The organism is Bradyrhizobium sp. 2TAF36 (genome assembly GCF_052114925.1).
Taxonomy (GTDB): Bacteria; Pseudomonadota; Alphaproteobacteria; order Rhizobiales; family Xanthobacteraceae; genus Bradyrhizobium; species Bradyrhizobium barranii.
Map to the genome: position 1 here is coordinate 65882 of NZ_JBFRFR010000031.1, position 22012 is coordinate 87893.

The 22012-nt window shown below is 63.7% G+C and carries 16 protein-coding genes and 1 tRNA gene; 16 read left to right on the forward strand and 1 reads right to left on the reverse strand.

What is annotated here, in order from left to right:
• The first annotated feature begins 62 nt into the window (after window positions 1–62).
• From glmM to AB4Z51_RS19375, 11 genes are all read left to right on the forward strand, one after another.
• Window positions 63–1406, forward strand: coding sequence for a phosphoglucosamine mutase (gene glmM, locus AB4Z51_RS19325; RefSeq protein WP_441497791.1), 1344 nt, complete (start codon window positions 63–65; stop codon window positions 1404–1406).
• A 297-nt stretch (window positions 1407–1703) separates the two neighbouring features.
• Window positions 1704–2954, forward strand: coding sequence for an MFS transporter (locus tag AB4Z51_RS19330; protein WP_441497792.1), 1251 nt, complete (start codon window positions 1704–1706; stop codon window positions 2952–2954).
• A gap of 229 nt (window positions 2955–3183) precedes the next feature.
• The gene (locus AB4Z51_RS19335; protein ID WP_028151808.1) at window positions 3184–4020 is read left to right on the forward strand and encodes an outer membrane protein; all 837 of its coding nucleotides are present in this window, start codon (window positions 3184–3186) and stop codon (window positions 4018–4020) included.
• 168 nt (window positions 4021–4188) lie between these two features.
• Window positions 4189–4998 (forward strand): outer membrane protein, encoded by an 810-nt coding sequence (locus AB4Z51_RS19340; RefSeq protein ID WP_193560917.1) that lies wholly within the window; start codon window positions 4189–4191, stop codon window positions 4996–4998.
• A gap of 72 nt (window positions 4999–5070) precedes the next feature.
• Window positions 5071–5661: a glutathione S-transferase family protein gene (locus tag AB4Z51_RS19345; RefSeq protein WP_085399312.1), complete on the forward strand. Its 591-nt coding sequence runs from the start codon at window positions 5071–5073 to the stop codon at window positions 5659–5661.
• A 30-nt stretch (window positions 5662–5691) separates the two neighbouring features.
• Window positions 5692–6156: a GNAT family N-acetyltransferase gene (locus AB4Z51_RS19350; protein ID WP_085399313.1), complete on the forward strand. Its 465-nt coding sequence runs from the start codon at window positions 5692–5694 to the stop codon at window positions 6154–6156.
• A gap of 173 nt (window positions 6157–6329) precedes the next feature.
• Window positions 6330–6521 (forward strand): hypothetical protein, encoded by a 192-nt coding sequence (locus AB4Z51_RS19355; protein WP_014492058.1) that lies wholly within the window; start codon window positions 6330–6332, stop codon window positions 6519–6521.
• A 79-nt stretch (window positions 6522–6600) separates the two neighbouring features.
• Window positions 6601–7773, forward strand: coding sequence for a phosphoserine transaminase (locus AB4Z51_RS19360; protein ID WP_085399314.1), 1173 nt, complete (start codon window positions 6601–6603; stop codon window positions 7771–7773).
• Between the two features lie 238 nt (window positions 7774–8011).
• Window positions 8012–9601, forward strand: a complete 1590-nt coding sequence (gene serA, locus AB4Z51_RS19365) for a phosphoglycerate dehydrogenase (protein ID WP_085399315.1) — start codon at window positions 8012–8014, stop codon at window positions 9599–9601.
• A 201-nt stretch (window positions 9602–9802) separates the two neighbouring features.
• Entirely contained in the window at window positions 9803–10975 is a 1173-nt protein-coding gene (locus AB4Z51_RS19370) for a thiolase family protein (protein ID WP_085399316.1), read from the forward strand.
• A 275-nt stretch (window positions 10976–11250) separates the two neighbouring features.
• Window positions 11251–12798, forward strand: a complete 1548-nt coding sequence (locus AB4Z51_RS19375) for an FAD-dependent monooxygenase (RefSeq protein WP_085399317.1) — start codon at window positions 11251–11253, stop codon at window positions 12796–12798.
• Between the two features lie 79 nt (window positions 12799–12877).
• On the opposite strand, the gene AB4Z51_RS19380 is transcribed toward AB4Z51_RS19375, so the two are convergent.
• Entirely contained in the window at window positions 12878–16330 is a 3453-nt protein-coding gene (locus tag AB4Z51_RS19380; protein WP_441497793.1) for a PAS domain-containing protein, read from the reverse strand.
• A gap of 737 nt (window positions 16331–17067) precedes the next feature.
• Between AB4Z51_RS19380 and AB4Z51_RS19385 the strand changes: the two genes are divergently transcribed.
• The 5 genes from AB4Z51_RS19385 to AB4Z51_RS19405 all read left to right on the forward strand — a co-directional run bounded on the left by AB4Z51_RS19385 (window position 17068) and on the right by AB4Z51_RS19405 (window position 21201).
• Window positions 17068–17502, forward strand: a complete 435-nt coding sequence (locus AB4Z51_RS19385; RefSeq protein ID WP_063985516.1) for a phasin — start codon at window positions 17068–17070, stop codon at window positions 17500–17502.
• A 191-nt stretch (window positions 17503–17693) separates the two neighbouring features.
• Window positions 17694–17770: transfer RNA gene (locus tag AB4Z51_RS19390), tRNA-His, on the forward strand.
• A 96-nt stretch (window positions 17771–17866) separates the two neighbouring features.
• Complete coding sequence (locus AB4Z51_RS19395) at window positions 17867–18676, forward strand: hypothetical protein (RefSeq protein WP_135216031.1); 810 nt, start codon at window positions 17867–17869, stop codon at window positions 18674–18676.
• Window positions 18677–19260: 584 nt separating this feature from the next.
• Window positions 19261–19698 (forward strand): hypothetical protein, encoded by a 438-nt coding sequence (locus tag AB4Z51_RS19400; RefSeq protein ID WP_135216032.1) that lies wholly within the window; start codon window positions 19261–19263, stop codon window positions 19696–19698.
• A 36-nt stretch (window positions 19699–19734) separates the two neighbouring features.
• The gene (locus tag AB4Z51_RS19405; RefSeq protein WP_144030685.1) at window positions 19735–21201 is read left to right on the forward strand and encodes a tetratricopeptide repeat protein; all 1467 of its coding nucleotides are present in this window, start codon (window positions 19735–19737) and stop codon (window positions 21199–21201) included.
• Window positions 21202–22012: the final 811 nt, after the last annotated feature.

Here is a 22012-nt window from a genome sequence, read left to right on the forward strand (position 1 = left end):
CGGGTCCCTTTCGGGCATCCCGTAGTTGTAGAGGGGTCCCTGGTTGTTGCGTGGGGGACGATATGAGCCGCAAATATTTCGGGACGGACGGGATCCGGGGCCGCGCCAACGGACTGATCACGCCGGAGCTCGCGCTCAAGGTCGGCCAGGCCGCAGGCCTTGCGTTTCAGCGTGGTGACCATCGCCACCGGGTCGTGATCGGCAAGGACACGCGTCTGTCCGGCTACATGATCGAATATGCGATGGTCGCGGGTTTTACCTCGGTCGGCATGGACGTGCTGCTGGTCGGCCCGATGCCGACGCCGGCGGTGGCGATGCTGACCAAGTCGATGCGCGCCGATCTCGGCGTGATGATCTCGGCCTCGCACAATCTGTTCGAGGACAACGGCATCAAGCTGTTCGGCCCGCAGGGCTTCAAGCTCTCCGACGACGTCGAGAAGCAGATCGAGCAGCTGCTCGACGAATCCCTCGACAAGCGGCTCGCTCAGAGCGCGAGCCTCGGCCGCGCCCGCCGTATCGACGGCGTGCATGACCGCTACATCGAATTCGCCAAGCGCACGCTGCCGCGCGATCTCTCGCTCGACGGCCTGCGCGTCGTGGTCGATTGCGCCAACGGCGCCGCTTACAGGGTGGTGCCGGAAGCGCTGTGGGAATTGGGCGCCGACGTCGTGCCGATCGGCGTCGAGCCCGACGGTTTCAACATCAACAAGGAATGCGGCTCGACCTCGCCGGAAACGCTGTCGAAGAAGGTGCGCGAGATGCGCGCCGACATCGGCATCGCGCTCGATGGCGACGCCGATCGCGTCATCCTGGTCGACGAGYGCGGCCACACCGTCGACGGCGACCAGCTGCTCGCGGTGATCGCGCAGAGCTGGAAGGAAGACGGCCGGCTGTCGCGGCCGGGCATCGTCGCCACCGTGATGTCCAATCTCGGCCTCGAACGCTTCCTCAAGGGGCAGGGGCTCGATCTCGTGCGCACGCCGGTCGGCGACCGCTACGTGCTCGAGCAGATGCTGAAAGGCGGCTACAATCTCGGCGGCGAGCAGTCCGGCCACATCATCCTGTCCGACTATGCCACCACCGGCGACGGCTTCGTTGCGGCGCTGCAGGTGCTGGCCGTGGTGCAGAAGCTGCGCCGGCCGGTGTCGGAGGTCTGCCACCGTTTCGACCCGCTGCCGCAGATCCTGAAGAACGTCCGCTACAAGAGCGGCAAGCCGCTCGAGGATTCCGACGTCAAATCGGCGATCTCCGACGGCGAGAAGCGGCTCAACGGCCACGGCCGCCTTCTGATCCGCTCGTCCGGCACCGAGCCCGTGATCCGCGTCATGGGCGAGGGCGAGGACCGCCTGCTGGTCGAGGACGTCGTCGACACCATCGTCTCCGCGCTCGGACAGGCGGCGGCCTGAGGCGCATCGCTACGCGAAGCACGATCGTAGCCCGGATGGAGCGCAGCGAAATCCGGGGATCGCGCCCGCGGACATAGACGTCCCGGATTACGCTTCGCTCCATCCGGGCTACGAAATCCCCGGACCCTGATGGTGAGGAGCCCGCCAACGGCGGGCGTCTCGAACCAAGCGGGGCGTGTCGCCTCGCAGTGAAACCGGCACGTGCATTCCAGCCATCGACGATTGGCGGTGGTTCGACTGCAGAGAGCATCGTAGTTAGGCGGTGCGGCAATCTGCCGTGCCCGCCGGGATGCTCCATTGAACAAGCCTGTCGTCGTCTCCGAGGAAACGCTGACCGAACCGGTCGTCGTCAGCGACGTGGCGCCCGCCGCCCGGGCTGCCGCCGGGCCGGCCTATGTCGTGCTTGCCGGCATCAGCTTCTCGCACTTCCTCAACGACACCATGCAATCGCTGATCGCCTCGGTGTATCCGATCCTGAAGGACACCTACGCGCTCGACTTCGCGCAGATCGGCATGATCACGCTGGCCTTCCAGTTCACGGCCTCGCTGCTCCAGCCGGTGGTCGGGCACTACACCGACAAGAAGGCGCAGCCCTATTCGCTGTCGATCGGCATGGCCTCGACCTTCTTCGGCCTGCTGCTGCTCAGCGCCGCGCACCAATATCTCGTCATCCTGATTGCTGCCGCGCTGGTCGGCCTCGGCTCGGCGGTGTTTCATCCTGAATCCGCGCGCATCGCGCGGCTCGCCTCCGGCGGTCGCTACGGTTTTGCGCAATCGGTGTTCCAGCTCGGCGGCAGCTTCGGCACGTCGATGGGACCGGTGCTGGCGGCGCTGATCGTGGTGCCGTTCGGGCAGGGCAGCATCGCATGGTTCTCCTCGATCGCGTTCCTCGCGATCCTCATCCTCTGGCGCATCGGCCGCTGGTACGAGCCGCAGATCAAGGCGAAGAAGACGGCGACGGTTCAGGCCCATCCCGACGCGCCGAGCTCGCGCCGCGTCGCGGTCGCGCTTGCCGTGCTGGTGGCGCTCTTGTTCTCGAAGCAGCTCTACGTCTCGAGCCTGTCGAGCTACTACATCTTCTATCTGATCGACCGCTTCGGCGTGTCGACGCAGGCGGCGCAGATCTATCTCTTCATCTTCCTCGCCGCGAATGCGGTCGGCGCGTTCTTCGGCGGTCCGCTGGGCGATCGCTTCGGCCGCAAGATCGTGATCTGGATCTYGATCCTCGGCGCGCTGCCGTTCACGCTGGCGCTGCCTTATGCCGGGCTCTATGCGAGCGCGGTGCTGTCGGTGATCATCGGCCTGATCATCTCCTCGACGACGTCGTCGATCATCGTGTTCGCACAGGAGCTGGTGCCGCACCGCTTCGGCATGATCTCGGGCGTGTTCTTCGGTGTTGCCTTCGGCATCGGCGGCTTGGGTGCCGCCGTGCTCGGCAAGCTCGCCGATCACACCTCGATCGAGTTCGTCTACCAGGTCTGTGCCTGGCTGCCGGCGATCGGCCTGCTTGCGGTGTTCCTGCCCAAGCTGCCGCGGCACCTGCGTTAACAAATCCTGTCTCGCTGCATTGCGGCTTCATCAATCGTTAGCAATTGGGGGCGCCGGGGCGCCGCATTTTTGCAACGCTTCTGCTGCATGCGCGCGAGTGGTGAGAAAAAATCAACCTTAAAAATTAGGGTTAAGTGGCGCTTAAACATTTGGTGCCATCGTCCTCCCGTGAGTTTCCAGAACGTGGGGCGTCAGCATTTTGCCTCACCGGCCATAAGGACGAAGCCAAATGCGTAGCGTTAAGTCTCTCCTTGCCGCAGGTGCGGCGACCCTCATCTCGTCGATGGCGTTCGCCGCCGATATGCCGATCGCCGCTCCGCCTCCCATGTACGCGCCGCCGGCTCCGCCCGCCGACTTCGGCGGCTGGTATCTCCGCGGCGACATCGGCATGACCAACCAGAGCGCCAAGCGGATCGACAGCGCGACCGCGCAGACGTTCCCGACCCAGACCGTGGGCCTCGGCTTCGACAGCTCGCCGCTGTTCGACCTCGGCGTTGGTTATCGCTTCAACAACTGGTTCCGCACCGACGTGATCGGCCAGTATCGCGGCAAGGCCAATCTGCACGGTTCGGACAATGTCACGCTCAGCGCGACCGACTTCGAAGCCAACAACTACTCCGGCAGCAAGTCCGAGTGGGTCGTCATGGCCAACGCCTATGTCGATCTCGGCACCTGGTGGTGCATCACCCCCTTCATCGGCGCCGGTGTCGGCGGTTCCTACAACAAGCTCAGCGGCTTCCGTGACGACGGCACCCGGATCAATCCCGGCGGGCTCTCCAACAGCGTGACCTACTTCGCCGACAACGGTAAGTGGAATTTCGCCTGGGCCGCCCATGCCGGTCTCGCCTACAAGGTCAGCCCCGGCCTCACCGTCGAACTCGCCTACAGCTACATGGATCTCGGCGACGCCAATCCCGGCAACTTCCGCGCCTACGACAACAGCATCTCGGGCCCGTCGACGATCAAGGTCAAGGACATCACCTCGCATGACGTGAAGCTCGGCGTGCGTTGGGATCTGAGCAGCCCGCCGGCCTACATGCCGCCGCCGCTCGTCACCAAGGGCTGATCGTCAGCTCCATCGCTTAACGTCTCTTAACGGCGCGGGATCATCCCGCGCCGTTTTGCTTTGCATATTTTTCATGGCGGGCGGCGACGAAAACGTCAGACGCAACCATTGGTTAAGGTTAACGAGCCATGATCACGAGTGAAAGTTCGAGTTCGATGGAGCGTTGCAATGCGTAGGCTGATGTTGGCGGCGGCGATGTTGGGGACGGCGTCTGCCGCGCAAGCGGCCGACATGCCGGATCTGCCCATCCTGCGCGGCTCGTTCACCGACGGCCTGACCAACTCGCGGCCGAATTGGGAGGGCGGCTACGTCGGCGCCCAGGCCGGTTACGGGGCCTCCGACGAGAACTTCAACGGTTCGACCAACAACATGATGGCGGCGCTGCTGGCCGACACGTTGATCGAGTCGGAAATGGGTGTCTCGCAGTGGAATCTGGGCCTCGGCAAGGCCTCCCGCCGCACCACCGGATACGGCTTCTTCGCCGGCTACAATGCCCAGTGGGACGATGTCGTCCTCAGCCTGGAAGCAAGCTACCTCCACGGCTCCTTCGGCGGATCGGCCACGGCCAGCGAAGCCCGCAGCAACCAATTGTCCGACGGTAACGTGCACTCGGTCACGGCGAGCTCGACGTCTTCGATCGCGATCAAGGATATGGCAACATTCCGCGGCAGGGCCGGTTATGCGTGGGGATGCTTCCTGCCCTACATGTTCGCCGGACTCGCGCTCGGAAATGCCGACATCACGCGGTCTGTGAGTGCGCAGGATTTCGTGACCCCGGCCGGCGTTCTGCAGGGGCCGATCTCCTCGACCGACGTGCAGCACAACCATCTGATCTACGGCTACAGCGCCGGTCTCGGCGTGGACATCAATCTCGTGGGCGGTCTCTTCATGCGCGCCGAGTGGGAATATATCCGCTTCGCCGCCCAAGTGGACACCAACATCAACACCGTTCGYGCGGGCCTCGGCTACAAGTTCTGATCTTGTGCGCCGGGGCAATTGACAGGCCCGGTCAGTCCTGATGCTCTGTCGCTCCAAAACGGGGCGACGGCGATGAAGATCTACGGCGACACGAATTCCGGCAATTGCCTCAAGGTGAAGTGGGTCTGCGACAAGCTCGCGCTGCCTTACCAATGGATCGAGATCGACACCCGCAAGGGCGAGACGCGCACGCCGCAATTCCTTAAAATGAACGGCGCCGGCCAGGTGCCGACCGTCGAACTCGACGACGGCCGCACGCTGGCGCAGTCCAATGCCATCATCCGCTATCTCGCCCGCGACAGCGCGCTCGTTCCGCGCGATGCCTTCACTGCGGCCAAGATGGACGAATGGCTGTTCTGGGAACAGTACAGCCACGAGCCCTATATCGCGGTGTGCCGCTTCCAGCTGGTCTATCTCGGCAAGGATGCGTCCGAGCTCGATCCTGACAAGGTCAAGCGCGGCTATGCGGCGCTCGACCGCATGGAGCAGCATCTTGCGGCGAGCCGCTTCCTCGCCGGCGACCTGATTTCGCTCGCCGACGTCTCGCTGCTCGCCTATACCCGCCTCGCGCATGAAGGTGGCTTCGATCTCGGCCGCCATGCCGCCATCCGCCGCTGGATCGGCGAGGCCGAAGCCTGGCTCGGCCTTCCACCGGCGCGCTGAGAGTCGCGCTGATTCTTGGAGTTTCCCGACATGAACGAGAAGTCCGTCTCCATCCGTCCCGCGCGCCGCGAGGACGTTGCGGCGATCGTCGCCATGCTTGCCGACGATCATCTCGGGCGTGCCCGCGAGCGCGTCGAGGATCCCTTGCCTGAGTCCTATTACCAGGCGTTCGAGCAGGTCGCGCGCGATCAAAATCTCACGCTCGTGGTGGCAGAGAGCGAGGGCAGGGTGGTCGGCTGCCTGCAGCTCGCGATCTTGCCGGGCATCAGCACGCAAGGCGGCATCCGCGGTCTGCTCGAAGATGTCCGCGTTGCTTCCGATTGTCGCAGCCGCGGCATCGGCGAGCAGCTGGTGCAATGGGCGGTCGCGGAAGCGAAAGCGCGCGGCTGCAATCTGGTCGAACTGCTGACGCATCAGACGCGAACAGATGCGCAGCGCTTCTACAAGCGGCTCGGGTTCGCTGCGAGTCACGTCGGCATGACTGTCCGCTTTTGACGCAGCTCGTCGCGAGCCTTGCGCGATCAGCAAATTCGGATCGCGCATTCGTTCATATTAAGAGCCGGTAAACTACCCAGCCGTCGTTCACGTTGAGCCGGGAACGAACGGTGCTACGGCAGCGTCAGACACCGGGCTCGGTCGGTTCGGGGATTTCGATGACAAGCTATTCCATGATCAAGGTCGGCAACGATTACGTCGTGCAGGCCAATGACAAATGCATTTTGAAAGTCGGCAGCCGCCGTCGTGCAGCGCAATTGATCAGCGATGCCACGGACTTGCTGAACGCGCTTGCCGTGGTGGAATCCCCCAAGATTGCGCCGGAAGCGCCTTCACTCCAGCGTGAGACGCCGGAACTTCCTTGACGACTCTTCCCGTTTCCCGTATCAGCCGCGGCGGGACACCTCCCCCCAACGGGAGGCTTACTATCTGGAAGGGTAGATCATGACTGTAGCGAAGCCCGCTTCGCGGCCGAACGTGCCGCATTTCTCCTCCGGCCCCTGCGCCAAGCGCCCCGGCTGGAACGCCCAAAATCTCAAGGACGCAGCGCTCGGCCGCTCGCATCGCGCGAAGGTCGGCAAGACCAAGCTCAAGCTCGCGATCGATCTGACGCGCGAAGTGCTTGAAGTGCCCGCCGATTATCGCATCGGCATCGTGCCGGCCTCCGACACCGGCGCGGTCGAGATGGCGCTGTGGTCGCTGCTCGGTGCACGGCCCGTCACCACGCTCGCCTGGGAATCCTTCGGCGAAGGTTGGGTCAGCGACATCGTCAAGGAATTGAAGCTTAAGGACGTCACCAAGCTCAACGCTGCTTACGGTGAGATCCCCGATCTCTCGAAGGTCGATCCCAACAGCGACGTCGTCTTCACCTGGAACGGCACCACCTCCGGCGTACGCGTGCCGAACGCCAACTGGATCAGCGCGACCCGCGAAGGCCTGACCATTTGCGACGCGACCTCGGCCGCGTTTGCGCAGCCGCTCGACTGGGCCAAGCTCGATGTCGTCACCTTCTCCTGGCAGAAGGCGCTCGGCGGTGAAGCCGCGCACGGCATGCTGATCCTGTCGCCCCGCGCAGTGGAGCGGCTCGAGACCTACAAGCCGGCCTGGCCGCTGCCAAAAATCTTCCGCATGACCAAGGGCGGCAAGATCAACGAAGGCATCTTCGTCGGCGAGACCATCAACACGCCGTCGATGCTGTGCGTCGAGGACTATCTCGATGCGCTGAACTGGGCCAAGTCGATCGGCGGCCTGAAGGCGCTGATCGCGCGCGCCGATGCCAACACCAAGGTGCTGGCCGACTGGAAGGCGAAGACGCCCTGGATCGACTTCCTGGCCAAGGACGCCGCCATCCGCTCCAACACCTCGGTGTGCCTGAAGTTCACCGATCCCGCGATCACCTCGCTCTCCGAGGACGCGCAGGCCGACTTCTCCAAGAAGCTGGTCGCGCTGGTCGAGAAGGAAGGCGCGGGCTACGACTTCGCCTACTACCGCGATGCACCGGCCGGCCTGCGCATCTGGTGCGGCGCCACCGTCGAGGCGAAGGACGTCGAGCTGCTCACGCAGTGGATCGACTGGGCGTTTGCCGAGACCAAGGCGCAGCTCGCCAAGGCGGCTTAGTTTTTTTCACCTCTCCCCGTTCTTGCGGGGAGAGGTCGGATCGCGCCTGGCGATGCGAACCATCGTCCAGCAGCAGTCCGGGTGAGGAGCTCTCTCCGCTTGCACCTTCGCCTGTGGCTGCCGCTCACCCCAACCCTCTCCCCGTAAGAACGGGGAGAGCGGGAAGACAAAGCTTCTTCACTCAATTCCGGCCGTCGCAGGCCGATCCTCCCGTTAGGGAAGGCGAAGGATCATCCCCATGACCAAACCCAAAGTTCTCATTTCCGACGCGCTCTCTCCCGCTGCCGTGCAGATCTTTAGGGATCGCGGCGTCGAGGTCGACTTCCAGCCCAATCTCGGCAAGGACAAGGACAAGCTTGCCGAGATCATCGGCAATTACGACGGTCTCGCGATCCGCTCCGCGACCAAGGCGACCGCAAAAATCCTGGAGAAGGCGACCAACCTCAAGGTGATCGGCCGCGCCGGCATCGGCGTCGACAATGTCGAGATTCCCGCCGCCACGGCCAAGGGCATCATCGTGATGAACACGCCGTTCGGCAATTCGATCACGACCGCCGAGCACGCCATCACGCTGATGCTGGCGCTCGCCCGCGAGATCCCGCAGGCCGACGCTTCGACCCAGGCCGGCAAGTGGGAGAAGAACCGCTTCATGGGCGTCGAGATCACCGGCAAGGTGCTCGGCGTCGTCGGTTGCGGCAACATCGGCTCGATCGTCGCCGACCGCGCGCTCGGCCTCCGCATGAAGGTCGTCGCCTTCGATCCGTTCCTGTCGCCGGAGCGCGCCAAGGACATCGGTGTCGAGAAGGTCGAGCTCGACGATCTCTTGAAGCGCGCCGATTTCATCACGCTGCACACCCCGCTCACCGAGAAGACCAAGAACATCATCGACGCATCCGCGATCGCCAAGATGAAGAAGGGCGTGCGCCTGATCAACTGTGCCCGCGGCGGCCTCGTCGACGAGCAGGCGGTGGTCGATGCGCTCAATTCCAAGCACATCGCGGGCGCCGCCTTCGACGTCTTCGTCGAGGAGCCCGCCAACGCGAACGTGCTGTTCGGCCATCCCAACGTGATCTGCACGCCGCATCTCGGCGCCTCCACCACGGAAGCGCAGGAGAACGTCGCGCTCCAGGTCGCCGAGCAGATGTCGGATTACCTGCTCACCGGCGCGATCTCGAACGCCGTCAACTTCCCGTCGATCACGGCGGAAGAGGCGCCGAAGCTGAAGCCGTTCATCTCGCTCGCCGAGAAGCTCGGCTCGTTCGCCGGCCAGCTCACCGAATCCGGCATCCTCAAGGTGCAGATCACCTATGAGGGCCACGTCGCCGAGATGAAGATCAAGGCGATCACCTCGGCCGTGCTGTCGGGCCTGCTGCGGCCGATGCTCGGCGAGGTCAACGTGGTGTCGGCCCCCGTCGTCGCCAAGGAGCGCGGCATGGTGGTGGACGAGATCGTGCGCGCCGCCCAGAGCGACTATGAGAGCCTGATTACCGTCACGGTGGCAACGGAGCGCCAAGAGCGCTCGGTCTCCGGCACCGTGTATCATGACGGCAAGCCGCGCCTCGTCGACGTCAAGGGCATCCGCGTCGACGCCGAGTTCGGCAAGTCGATGATCTACGTGACCAACGAGGACAAGCCGGGCTTCATCGGCAAGTTCGCGAGCCTCCTCGGCGACGCCAAGATCAACATCGCAACCTTCCATCTCGGCCGCGTCGCGCCGGGCTCCGATGCCATCGCGCTGATCGAGGTCGACGGCGTCGTGCCGCCCGATCTGCTCGCCAAGGTGCAGGCCCTGCCGCAGGTCAAGCAGGTCAAGGCACTGACGTTCTGAGGCGCTCGCGCGCCACGGAATGACGGCCGTCATATATTCCGACCTGCGGAACAACCACGCCGCCCTCCCGAGAGGGCGGCGTTTTTGTTGATGCTGCGGCCCGCTTTATTTCTCCCAAGCCAGTCGAACTTTGTGTACCAATGGCGCCCAAGAACGCCTCGTACCAACGCCTCCGTACCATTGTTCGAAAGGGAGAAAACAATGCGTGAAGCCGTCATCGTTTCCTATGCACGCACGGGCCTCGCCAAGTCCGGCCGCGGCGGGTTCAACATCACGCCGCCGATGTCGCTGGCCGCGCATGCCATTCATCACGCGGTCGACCGCGCCGGCGTCGAGAAGGACTATGTCGAGGATTGCTATCTCGGCAATTGCGCCCATGGCGCGCCGAACATCGGCCGCCAGGCCGCGCTGCTCGCCGGCCTGCCTACGACCACGGCCGGCGTTTCCGTGAACCGCTTCTGCTCGTCGGGCCTGCAGACCATCGCGATGGCCGCCAACTCGATCCGCTCCGACGGCGCCGACTGCATCGTTGCCGGCGGCGTCGAGAGCATCTCGATTCCGGGCGGCGGCTCGCCGAAGGAATCGATCGATCCGGAGTTGCTCAAGGTCGCGCCCGATATCTTCATGGCGATGATCGACACCGCTGACATCGTCGCCGAGCGCTACAAGCTCAGCCGCGAATACCAGGACGAGTTCTCGCTGGAATCGCAGCGCCGCATGGCCGCGGCCCAGCAGGCGAACAAGTTCAAGGACGAGATCGTCCCGATGAAGACCAGGATGAAGGTCGTCGACAAGCAGACCAAGGCGGAATCGATCGTCGACTACGTCGTCGATCGCGACGAGTGCAATCGCCCCGAGACCACGCTGGAAGGCCTCGCCAAGCTCGAGCCGGTGAAGGGCCCCGGTAAGTTCGTCACCGCCGGCAATGCCAGCCAACTCTCGGACGGCGCCGCCGCGGTGGTGCTGATGGAAGCCAAGGATGCCGAGAAGCGCGGCCTCAAGCCGCTCGGCCGGTTCGTCGCCTGGGCAACGGCCGGCTGCGAGCCCGACGAGATGGGCATCGGCCCGGTGTTCGCGATCCCGAAGCTGCTGAAGCGCACCGGCCTGAAGATCGACGACATCGATCTGTGGGAGCTCAACGAGGCCTTCGCCAGCCAGTGCCTCTACTCGCGCGACAAGCTCGGCATCGATCCCGCCAAGTACAACGTCAATGGCGGCTCGATCGCGATCGGTCATCCCTTCGGCATGACCGGCGCGCGTCTCACTGGCCACATCCTCCAGGAAGGTGCGCGCCGCAAGGCCAAGTGGGGCGTCGTGACCATGTGCATCGGCGGCGGCCAGGGCGGCGCCGGCCTGTTCGAGATCTACAGCTGAGATAAGCCACATGAATGTGAAAAGGCACGGCGCCGCAAGCGCCGTGCCTTTTTCGTTGCGGATCGATCGTCACGAAACTATACAGTTCGTGTCGGAAAAGGCAGATTTGGTCTGGTAAGCCCAAATCCTTTCGGTAACGAAAGCTCTGGTCTTTGGCCTTGTGCACGAGATCCCCGCGACGAACATCGGACGCCACCAGGGCGCCCAATCGTTCGTCCGTGTGATTCTCAAGCCCAGGGAACGCTCCGGTCGAACATCGACCTCAGGAGCGTCCCATGCACGATCAATCTTCGAATCCATACGACGTCGTCATTGCCGGTGCCGGTCCCGTCGGCCTGTTTCTCGCGTGCGAGTTGCGGCTCGCTGGTCTCCAGGTTCTGGTGCTGGAGCAATCGCAAGATTCGCATTCGGCCCTGAAGCAACTCCCGTTTGGCCTGCGCGGTCTTTCGCTCCCCACACTCGAGGCCTTTCACCGGCGCGGCCTGCTGGAACAGATTGTGGCCGCGCAGCAGCTTGCCTCAGGCGCGATCAAGAGCTCAGCCCACTGGATGCAGCAGACGCGACGGCCCGCGGGTCATTTCGCCGGCATCCAGTTCTATCAGGACAACATCGATGTCACGAAGTGGTCCTGGCGTCTGCCAACGTCGGCCGATGCCAACCTTGCCGTCGATATGGAAACGCTCGAATCCGTTCTGGCTGCGCGCGCATGCAGCATGGGCGTCGAGATCCGGCGCGGTTTTGGCGTGAATGCCGTTGTCGCCTCGAGCAAAGACGTGACAGTGCAGGCGGCCGGCGAGACCTTCCGGGCACGCTGGCTCGTCGGATGCGACGGCGCCCGCAGCACGGTACGCAAGACTGGCGGCTTTGACTTCGTCGGCACCGACCCCGAGTTCACGGGCTATTCCATCGATGTCGAGCTGGCCGATCCGGACAAGCTTCGTCACGGCCGCAACTACACGCTCGCCGGCATGTATACCTATGCGCAGCCCGGGACGATCGCGATGGTCGATTTCGACGGCGGAGCTTTCCACCGGACCGAGCCGATCACGCGCGAGCATGTGCAGAGCGTCCTGCGTCGCGTCTCCTGCACCGACGTCACCGTCACGGCGCTTCGGCTCGCCGCCACCTGGACGGATCGGGCCCATCAGGCAACCACGTATCGCAGAGGGCGGGTGCTCCTCGCGGGCGACGCTGCTCACATCCATTCGCCGCTGGGCGGCCAGGGCCTCAATCTCGGTCTCGGCGATGCGATGAACCTGGGCTGGAAACTGGCGGCGACGATCCGCAGGCAAGCACCGGCCGATCTCCTCGACAGCTATTCGCGCGAGCGGCATCCTGTGGGCGCGCAAATCCTCGACTGGTCGCGCGCGCAGGTCGCGATCATGCGGCCGACGCCGAGCGCCCGCGCACTTCAGGCCATCATTCGCGATCTCGTCGAGACCCGCGACGGTGCCACCTATTTCGCCGAGCGCGTGCGCGGCGTTTCGCTCCGCTACGATCTCGGTGGCAGCCATCCGCTTGTCGGCCGGAGTGCTCCCGATTTCGAATTGCGCGACGGGACGACGGTTGGAGAACGCCTCAGGACGTCGAAAGGCCTGCTGCTGGATTTCGACGCGCGTTCACCGCTTCAGGCGCTGGCAAGTCGCTGGGGCGACCGGATCACCTATGTCGCGAGCGAGGCGAGGGATCGGCTGGGTCTGAGCGCCGTGCTGCTGCGTCCCGATGGCTTCGTCGCGTGGGCCAGTGACGGCATATCCGACGATAAGGAGGCTGCTCAGGCGGCGGCGAGATGGTTCGGTGACCCCACGATCACGTCTGCGTAGCCCGCATGCGCGGAGCGATATGCGGGACCTTCCCGGGTATCGCTTCGCTCACCTCGGCTACGTAGCTGTTCCGCCGCCCCTACGCCCCCACCGCCGCCGGTGYGAACACCACCTCGATCAGCGTGCCGGAATTGGCCGCGCTCTTGATGTTGAACCTGGCGCGGTTGGCTTCGACCAGGGCCTTGGTCAGTGACAGGCTGAGCGCCGAACTGTCCGCGGCATCGCCGGGCGGTGGCGTCCGGAACGGCTCCATCGCGGCGGCGACCTCGCGCTCGCTCAGGCCGTGGCCGGTGTCGCGGATGCGCAGGGCAATCTCGCCGCGGTCGGTGAGCGCGGTCGAGACGATGACCTGGCCGCCGGCGCTGGCGAGCCGGATCGAGTTCGAGATCAGGTTCATGGTGATCTGCCGCATCGCGCGCGCGTCCACGCTCACCTGCGGCAACGCATGCCCGAGCGAGGTACGGATGATGATGCGCTCGCGGTTGGCCTGCGGCTGCATCACCGTGACACAGGCTTCGACGAGATCGTTGAGATTGAGGTTGGCGAAATTGAGATCGAGCTTGCCGGTCTCGATCCGCGACAGCTCCAGGAGATCGTTGATGATGGTGATGACGCGCTCGCCGGAGGCGCGGATGTCCTTCATGTATTCGCCGTAGCGCTCGTTGCCGAGGGTGCCGAAGCGCTCGGAGATCATCACCTCGGCAAAGCCGATGATGGCGTTGAGCGGCGTGCGGATCTCGTGGCTGATCCGCGCCAGCATGTCGGCCTTGGCATTCGCCGCGCCGTCGGCGAGACGGCGGGCGTTCTTGAGCTCGCTCTCGCCCTTCTTGCTCTGCGAGAGGTCGCGGAACACGGCGAAGAAGTTCGGGCCGTCGGGCCTGGTGCGGCCCATGATCATGGCGAGCGGAATGACGCCGCCCTTCTTCTCGCGCCCCAGCACCTCGCGGCCGTGGTCGAGCAGGCTCGCGATGTCCTGGCTCTTGAGGCTTTCGAGATAGTCGACCACGATTTGCTGGCTCTCCGGCGCGAACAGCGTCACCAGGTTCCGCTGCATCAGCGCTTCGCCGTCATAGCCGAACAGCGCTTCCGCGCTGCGGTTGCAGGCGTGGATGTTGCCTTCGGCATCGAACATGACGATGCCCTCGGCGGTGGTGTCGAGGATCGCGGCGAGATCCTGGGCGTCGGCATCGCCGGCCTCGGGCTCGAGTTCGGGCGCGTAGGGGAAGGATTCCGCGACGACGGGTTCGACGACGACAGGCGGCACGATGACTGGCGCAGCAACGACGGGCGCCGCTTGCGGCAGCGCGCAGATCAGCGCATGCGCGCTCGCGCCGTCCCAGTCGATCGTGTGCAGATGCGCTTCGGTGGTCGGAAGCGGCTCTTCGCCGTTCGCCACCGTCGCGCTGATCGTCACCGGCGTGCCGGCTTGCGACGTGCTGCTCGCCGACGATACGCCGGGCTCGACGTAGAGCGCATCGAGCCCGCCGGCATCCTCGAGCGCGCCCAGGCTGGAATAGCCCATGCGCGCGAGGAAGGCGGGGTTGGCGTAGAGCAGCCGGTCGAGCCGGTAGATCAAAATGCCCGTCGGCAGCAAATCGAGCAGCGCGCGGTCGCGCATGCTGTGGCCCTGCGCGGGCGGCGCCGGTTCAGTCAGCCATTCGGCTGGCACGTGCGGCGCCTCGGGCTCCGGCATCGAAGGTTCGGGCGCGGTTCCCGCCATCGGCGGCTCGGCCGTGACGGCGGCGATGGTCTCGCGTTCGCGTTCGAGCCGCTCGGACAATTGCCGGGCGAGCTCGTTGAACGCGCTGTTCTCGACCGGAGTCAGCGTCGGCGATCGCGCATCGCCGGGCGGGCGGAACGGCACGACATTGGGAGGCGTTTCCACTGATGTTTCCGGATCGGTTGGATGTGAATTCGCGTCGGCTACGGGTTCGGGCAGTTCGGGTTCAGGTGTTGGCTCAGGCTCAGGCTCGGGTGCGGGCGGCTCGATTGGCGGAGGCGGTGCCTCCGCCACGGGCTCCGGCTCGGGATCGGGATCGAGTTCGACGACGTCGGCAGAGAGGCCGTGCTGTGCGGGCGGCGCGGCGAGCAGCTCAAAGCGCCTGAGCGCATCGAGCCGGTTCAGTCCGTCGAGATCGCGACAGACGCCAAAACCCCTAAAGCCCGCGAAATTGCGCTCGCGGTCGTAGACCGGCAGGCCCGCGAGTTCGACCGGCAGATGCTCGCCGCCATCGGCCGGCCAGTTCACGGTGATCCCGGCCCAGGTGTCGTGGCTTGCAAGCGCCTGCGCCACGCGGCCATCAGGGTCGAGTGCAAACTCGTCGGCGATCTCGCGCCAGGGGCGGCCGAAGCCGGCGGCGGTGTGCGCGCCGATCAGGTGGATGAACTCGTCTGAGCCGAGCACAAAGCGCCCCTCCGCATCCACCTGCCACAGGAAGCGCAGCGGATGCTGACGCGGTGCGGACGGCTCCGCTGGCGGCGGTTCGACCATGTGTGAGGTGATCGGCGCGGCCTGCGGCGACACAATGGCCTCTCGCGGGTTTTCAACCGGAGTTTTGGGCGCGGCGTCGATCGCTTCGCTGACAGTGTCCTGGACAGGCGCTTCGGCCGCCTCCGGGATCGTGACGACCTCCGGCATCGCGTCGCTCGCGGCGTGCGCGTCCGCGATCGCCGCTGATGGCGGGACGGTCTCGGCCGGAGCCGGCGTTTCGACCGGCTCGGCGAATGCGTCGAACAGCGCGATTTCGGATGCGGCCTCGTTCGGCCGCGCAGGCTGCGCATGGTCTGGCACCGCAGCCGGAGGGACCGGCGGAGCGTCGGGCGCGGGCTGAGCATCTTGTTCGCGCGCGCTATTCCCTTCGACAGCGGGCGCCGCCGGCCGGGCGGCCGGCTCGATCAGCGCGACCAGGCCGACATCAGCGCCGATGCCGACCCGTTGCAGCACCATCTGGCCGATGCCGATCGGCGTCTCGGCGCGGCCTTTCGCCAGCGCATCGCTGCGGGCCTGGTCAAGACCGGCATCGCCGAGATCGCGGAAGCCGAGCAGGGAGCGGGCGGCTTCGCTGGCGCCGACGAACAGGCCGTCGGGCGCGAACGCCGCCATCGGCACCCTGGCGCCCTCGACGAGACGATGCAGGCGTTCGACCAGTGGCATGGAGCGCAGCGTCGGATCCATCGCGGTGACGAGCACGCCGGAGCTTCCATCGGCGAAGTCGAGACGGGCGCAGGCGCAGGTCATCAGCATGCCCAAGCGGGCGCCGAAGCCGTGCAGCCGTTCCAGCCTGATCGCGCCGTTCGGCGCCAGCCGGCGCGCGAGCCGGGCGACCTGGCGGCGATGGCTGTCGGCCGGGCCGAAGGTCCTGTCCGCGAGCGCTGTGCCATGGGCCGCGCCGAACAGCCTTGCGCCGACCGGATTGGCCCAGAGCACGCGCGTGCCGTCGATCGACCAGAGCCAGGCGGGCAACGGAGAGGTCGCGTGCACGGCCAGCCGGGGATCGCCCACGCCTCGCAACTGGAAATCCGAACTCGTCATCCGACCGGCTTCAAGTCTCGCTTGTCAACATCAGGGTGCAAGGCTGCCGGAATGACAGCCTTAAGAAAGGGTTAGTATCGCGCGCAGGCGCAGGCAGGTCCACGGCTCCGGTCTACACGGCCAAGCCTAAAGCCGCGATAACCTTAATGTAGCCGCCCCCGCAAGCTGCAGCCCAACGGCATCCGCAGGATTCGCGGGCGGGCTGCGCGGCGATGGATGCGGCCAAGCCCAAGCCCTGAGACTTTGCCGAAAGAGCAGGCTGGCGCGGCATCACAGGTGCCCATCCTCCCCTGGAGGGGGAGGATCGGTTCGCATGCAGCGAAGCGCAATGCGAACCGAGGTGGGGTGACAGCCTCTCAATGGAGGCGGTGCTCGAGTGGAGAGATCACCCCACCCCGCTCGCGCTTCGCGCGATCGACCCCCGAGCGAGCTCCGCTCGTCTCGACCCCTCCAGGGGAGGGTAAGAGAGCGGCCACAGCAGGCACCAGACTACCTCAACCCAGGGTTCCCTCATGCGGAACCCTCATCCTGACCGCGATTAAATTTCGCGGCGCAGCCCGGATCACGTTTGCGTTGCACAATGTTGACATCTTAGGCGGCGATAGTGATGGGCGCTGGGCGAGCCATCTTTTTGTATCGCGTTCCAGTGTTCGTTCCCGCTGAATTTGAGGCCTAGGTCGGGGCCGGCGGGCGCGCCAGAAGGCTCACTCCATTTTTTCTTTATCGTGAGGGACATCATGACAGGTGCGACTGATCCGTTTTCTGCCTCGATCATTCCGTTCGAGGTTCCCGAGCAGATGCGTGCGTTCGCCGAAAAGGGCGTGTCGCAGGCCCGCGAGAGCTACGCCAAGTTCAAGGACGCGGCCGAGACCCACAACGGCACCGTTGAGGCCGTGTTCACCTCCGCCAACAAGGGCGCGAGCGAGTACACCGCCAAGCTGGTGGAGTTCATGAAGGCCAACACCAGCGCCCAGCTGGACTTCGCCCAGCAGCTGTTCGGCCTCAAGTCGCCGGCGGAAGCGCTGGAGCTGTGGACCGGCCACACCCGCACCCAGCTCGAGACCTTCCAGTCCCAGGCCAAGGAGCTGGCCGAGCTGACCCAGCGCGTCGCCGCCGAGACCGTCGAGCCGATCAAGGCCTCTGCCTCGAAGTTCTACAAGCCCGCCGCCTGATTAGGCCGGCTGGTTTAAATTAAGAAACCCGGGCCTAGAGCCCGGGTTTTGCTTTGGAAATAACCTCGTCGGAAGCGCGATTCTCGGGTTTTGCGGCCTTGCCAAAAACGCCCGTTGCACCTAGTTTCCGCCCCGTCCAGCCCCCCTTAGGTCGACGGCCCGTCCAGGCGCCCAAGGCGGCTCGCAAGGATGCAGTTGTAGCTCAGTTGGTTAGAGCGCCTGTCTGTGGAACAGGAGGTCGGTGGTTCGAGCCCACCCAACTGTACCAAGATTGCGGATAACACCGCGTTCCCAGCATCTTACTGATAGACCAGCAGGATTTGCGCCGCCTAAAATACAAAAGGCTGCACAAATGGCGTTGCGAATGGTCGCGTTGAATCGAGCCGCAGATGGTCGGTGGTTCGCCCGTAAGGGCATCCCCGAGGACGTACGCGAGGACTACCAACGGCTCTATGGGCACAAGCGCGAGGCGCACCTCAAGCTTCCGGCCGGTACGCCTAAGCACGAAGCCAAGGCCCGCCTCGGAGAGTGGGAGGCCGAGGTCGAAACCCGCATCGCGACCCTGCGAGCCCAAAGGAATGGCGAGGGTCAACCACTCACCAAGCTCAACGCAATCGCGCTTGCGGGCCGTTGGTACAACTGGTTCGTGAAGCTGCACGAGGCCGATCCAGGGAAGCCAAAGTACTGGCGGGACTTCAGCGATCACGTCGTGTGGAATGTGATCCGCCCAGAGGCGCCTGACGAGTACGAAGAGGATCCAGGGTCCGACCCTCACGCAGATTGGCAATATGACCCAGAGGTGCGGGAAGCCGTGAGGCCGCAGATTGCCGAATTGGCGCGGGTCGCAACCTTCCTCGCCAACGAGGGGAAGGCGTTGAACCTTACCGCGCATGCGCTGTTCGTGGACGCTGTCAGCGACAATCTGTTGCCCGCAATCCAGCTATTGGAGAAGCGCGCGAATGGCGACTACGCCCGTGACGAGAGGCCCGATACCTTCCCGTCGTTCGCAGACGGGGCGCCGCGCTCGCCCAGTGTGAGTTGCTGGGAGCTTTTTGAGGCTTTCGTGCTTGCAACAAAGCCGGCGCCGAAGACGGTGACCCGTTGGCGGGCCGTTTTCCTTGAGATGCAGCGAGAGTGGTCCCTCCGACCTAGCTCCGGAAGGCCTAGCATGTAGAACGCCGGGCGCACGTTTTAAGGCCGCTAGACCCCTTCCGCCCTCGGCGAAATCATCACCGATACGAGTTTCGAAACGTGTATCCGGGTTGTGGTGGATCAGTTGCTGACCTTGATTGCTGATGATGATCGAAGTGTGCTCAATTGAAAACGCGCTTTGCCATTTCATCGAATGGGACAGCAGTGCTCGCTTGAAGAGCATCGCCGCCAGTCACATCTCATAGGGATCGGGGATCGTTGGCCCGGCACACTGGCAACGCACCCACCGGCCCTCATTGAAGGTCGCGTGCGTCCAATAAGAGCGAGTACGGGCTGCGTTCGAGCACCGCTCGACACAGTACCTCTACGCAAACGCAACGGCACGAGCCGTCGAGGGAGACCTTGGCGGCTTTTGCGTGTGGCAGGCCTCCTGTGATTGACAGTTGAGCGAACCCGTGTCGACCCTTCGGCGCTGTCTGTGGGAACAGGAGGTCGGTGGTTCGAGCCCACCCAACTGTACCACCGTTGCGGATAAGTCCGCTTTCCCAGCAACTTACTGATAGGCCTGATGTATTTGCGCCGCCTAAAATACAAAAGGCGCTACAAATGGCATTGCGGATGGTTGAGTTAGTTCGAGCGAAGGGTGGCGGCTTTATCGCTCGAAAAGGTATCCCGGCCGATGTGCGCGACGACTATGGGCGCTTGTATGGGGTGCGCTGGGAAGCTCAGCTTCGGATACCGAGCGGGACGCCAATCCCCTTTGCGAAGTCACAGCACGGCGAGTGGTTAGCTGAGATTGAGACCCGTATCGCTGCATTACGGGCGCATAGGAATGGCGAAGGCCAGCCTCTCACCCGGCTTAACGCTATAGCGCTCGCTGGGCGCTGGTACGTTTGGTTCGTGAAGCAGCACGAGGCCAATCCTGGTCCCGCGAAATACTGGCGGGAGTTCGGTGACCATCTCGTGTGGAAGGTCATCTACCCCGAGGCGCCCGATAGCTACCACGAAGGCCCTTATATGGACAGCTTTGCAACCTGGTTGTAACTTTCCAAAGGTTGACGTTCGGAGGAACGGTGGACGGTGGCAGACACGCCCCTAAACGACGCTCCGAAGTTGAACGATAGCAAATCCGCATCGTTCTCCACTCGTCTGCGTCTTCGCCTTGGGAAACTCGGCGCGATCATTGCGTCCGTTGCTGCGGTTGGTGCTGTGGTCGGCGGGCTCGCGGGCTACTGGCACGCGTGGGACATTTTGCACAGCCACGTCGGCAGAGATACGACCACGACCACGACTGCCGCGTCCACCGGTCTGATCGTCTCGAAGGGGCCTTCAGTAGCTGTATTGCCTGTTTCGAGCCCCATTGCCGCGCCGGGGCTTGGTTCGTTTGCCGACAGGGTAACCCAACAACTTGCATCCTCCCTCGGGAGGTTCAGCACTTTGCGAGTGATACCGCGCGCAACCGCTGCAAACTTTCTAAAGGAAGGTGATGATGCCATCAAAGCGGCCCGGAAGGCGCAAGTCGACTATCTGGTGAGCGGTGAGGTTCACCCATTGGGCGGCGGTGCTCGCGCGAATATCCACGTTTCGGACCTGCGCACTGGTACAGAGATTTGGTCGAAGTCCTTCGATGCGAATGCCGAAGGCGTGCAAACGGAAACGTCCGCGTACGAAATTGGCGACGCCGCCGCCGTGCAGATTGGTGGCTACCCCGGCGCAATTATGAACGCAGATTACTCGCAATCCCAGAACAAGCCGGTCTTCGAACTCAGTCCATATGAATGTATTGTTCATGCGGTAGTCGGGTCTGTACGTGGATTGTCATCCGCAATTCTGAAAGCGTTAGAGTGCTCCAAGCGACTTACCGAGCGACAGCCGAATAACGCATTCGCGTGGTCAGCACGCGCCACTGTTCTTTTTAACCAAAGAAGCATGGGGATCGGTCTACCTTCCGACCAAATTCAACACACCGATAAGCGTCTGTATTTGAACGAGGAAATCTTACGGGGCGCGACACGCGCCGTTGAGCTTGCACCCGACGATGCGTTCGCTCAAAGAACCTACGCTCTGGCGATGAGTACCAAATGTCAAATCCACCTGTACCGACAAGAATTGGAAAAGGCCCTCGCGCTCAATTCCAACGATGCGCGAACCCTCTCAGGAGGTATGTGGCTCGCCTTCATGGGGGACTGGGATGACGGGACCGCAATGGCCGAAAAGGCCATTCGCTTGGCGGGTCCCAATGCCTCGTTTGCTTGGTGGTTAGCGCCCGCAAAGCGACACTGGTGGAAAGGCGAATATCAACAGGCGCTTGAGGATTTCCGGCACGCCTACCTTGAGGGTTTTTGGCTCAGTCATCTCGATCAGGCGTACGCGCTGCCGTTTCTCGGTCGGTTCGACGAGGCCAAGGCGGAGGTCGGAAAGCTGCTGAAATTGCGCCCGGATTTCACCATTCGCGAGGCCGACAGTTATTATCGAATGTTCTGCTTTCAGCCCGAATACATCGAGAAGATGAACAGCGCGCTACGGCAGGCAGGGCTGCCAGAATAGAGAGGAAGCTCTGGGAGCCGGCGCACAGCAGGCAAGTGCCTTCCCTATTAGATGGTCGTGAAGCTTCAGTGCCAGTCGTGCTCCGGCTACGTCGAGCTGCTCAAGAATACAAAAACACGCTACAAAAGCCGATCTTTGGCGAGCAAAAAAGCTAGGTTTATCAAAGACAAAGTTGAGCGGCGGCAGTACCCACCCAACTGTACCAGTGATTTCAGTTGGTTATTCCAGGATCGTTGAACCGGTGCACTGGGGCGGCTTTTGGTTCGTCTTTCCGGGCGGCCAGTTGCAGCCCTCGCCCGATTAGCTCTGCAAAGATCTCTTCCGCTCATCGAGTACCCTTGCTTGCAGAGAGCCTTCGTCTGCCCTCCATCGGCCTCTCGGATTGCATCGGGCAAATTTTTGAAGCAGCGGTCTCCAGCTCAAAGCATCCGTTCGACGCTTCTTCTCAGCCTCCGTTGTCGCTGTGGCTCTCTTGGCAATGCGGCGATGCACAATCGACTTTTTGTCGGGGATAGGCGGAACTCAATCGTTGCCCGCTTTGCCGCTTTCATGTCTTGTTCCTCTTTTCAACCTTTGGGTGACGGAATGGTAGGCGAGAAGCAAGCCTATAAGCTGACCGTGGCCGGGCCTGGCCACAATTTCGAGCGTGAGATCGACGAAGCGTGCTGATTCCGCTCGATGTCGCCCACCATTCCAGAATGATCTCGCCCACCGTTCCGATTTGATGTCGCCCACCATTCCGGGATGATGTCGCCCGGGGTGACGAGGCCTCTTCTGGCTCCGATACGGTCCCGCCTTTCGGCTTTGCGAA

Coding starts and splice junctions, on each gene's coding strand:
- AB4Z51_RS19335 (WP_028151808.1), top strand. CDS start 3,184: ATGCGTAGCGTTAAGTCTCTCCTTGCCGCAGGTGCGGCGACCCTCATC.
- AB4Z51_RS19345 (WP_085399312.1), top strand. CDS start 5,071: ATGAAGATCTACGGCGACACGAATTCCGGCAATTGCCTCAAGGTGAAG.
- AB4Z51_RS19350 (WP_085399313.1), top strand. CDS start 5,692: ATGAACGAGAAGTCCGTCTCCATCCGTCCCGCGCGCCGCGAGGACGTT.
- AB4Z51_RS19355 (WP_014492058.1), top strand. CDS start 6,330: ATGATCAAGGTCGGCAACGATTACGTCGTGCAGGCCAATGACAAATGC.
- AB4Z51_RS19360 (WP_085399314.1), top strand. CDS start 6,601: ATGACTGTAGCGAAGCCCGCTTCGCGGCCGAACGTGCCGCATTTCTCC.
- serA (WP_085399315.1), top strand. CDS start 8,012: ATGACCAAACCCAAAGTTCTCATTTCCGACGCGCTCTCTCCCGCTGCC.
- AB4Z51_RS19370 (WP_085399316.1), top strand. CDS start 9,803: ATGCGTGAAGCCGTCATCGTTTCCTATGCACGCACGGGCCTCGCCAAG.
- AB4Z51_RS19375 (WP_085399317.1), top strand. CDS start 11,251: ATGCACGATCAATCTTCGAATCCATACGACGTCGTCATTGCCGGTGCC.
- AB4Z51_RS19385 (WP_063985516.1), top strand. CDS start 17,068: ATGACAGGTGCGACTGATCCGTTTTCTGCCTCGATCATTCCGTTCGAG.
- AB4Z51_RS19395 (WP_135216031.1), top strand. CDS start 17,867: ATGGTCGCGTTGAATCGAGCCGCAGATGGTCGGTGGTTCGCCCGTAAG.
- AB4Z51_RS19400 (WP_135216032.1), top strand. CDS start 19,261: ATGGCATTGCGGATGGTTGAGTTAGTTCGAGCGAAGGGTGGCGGCTTT.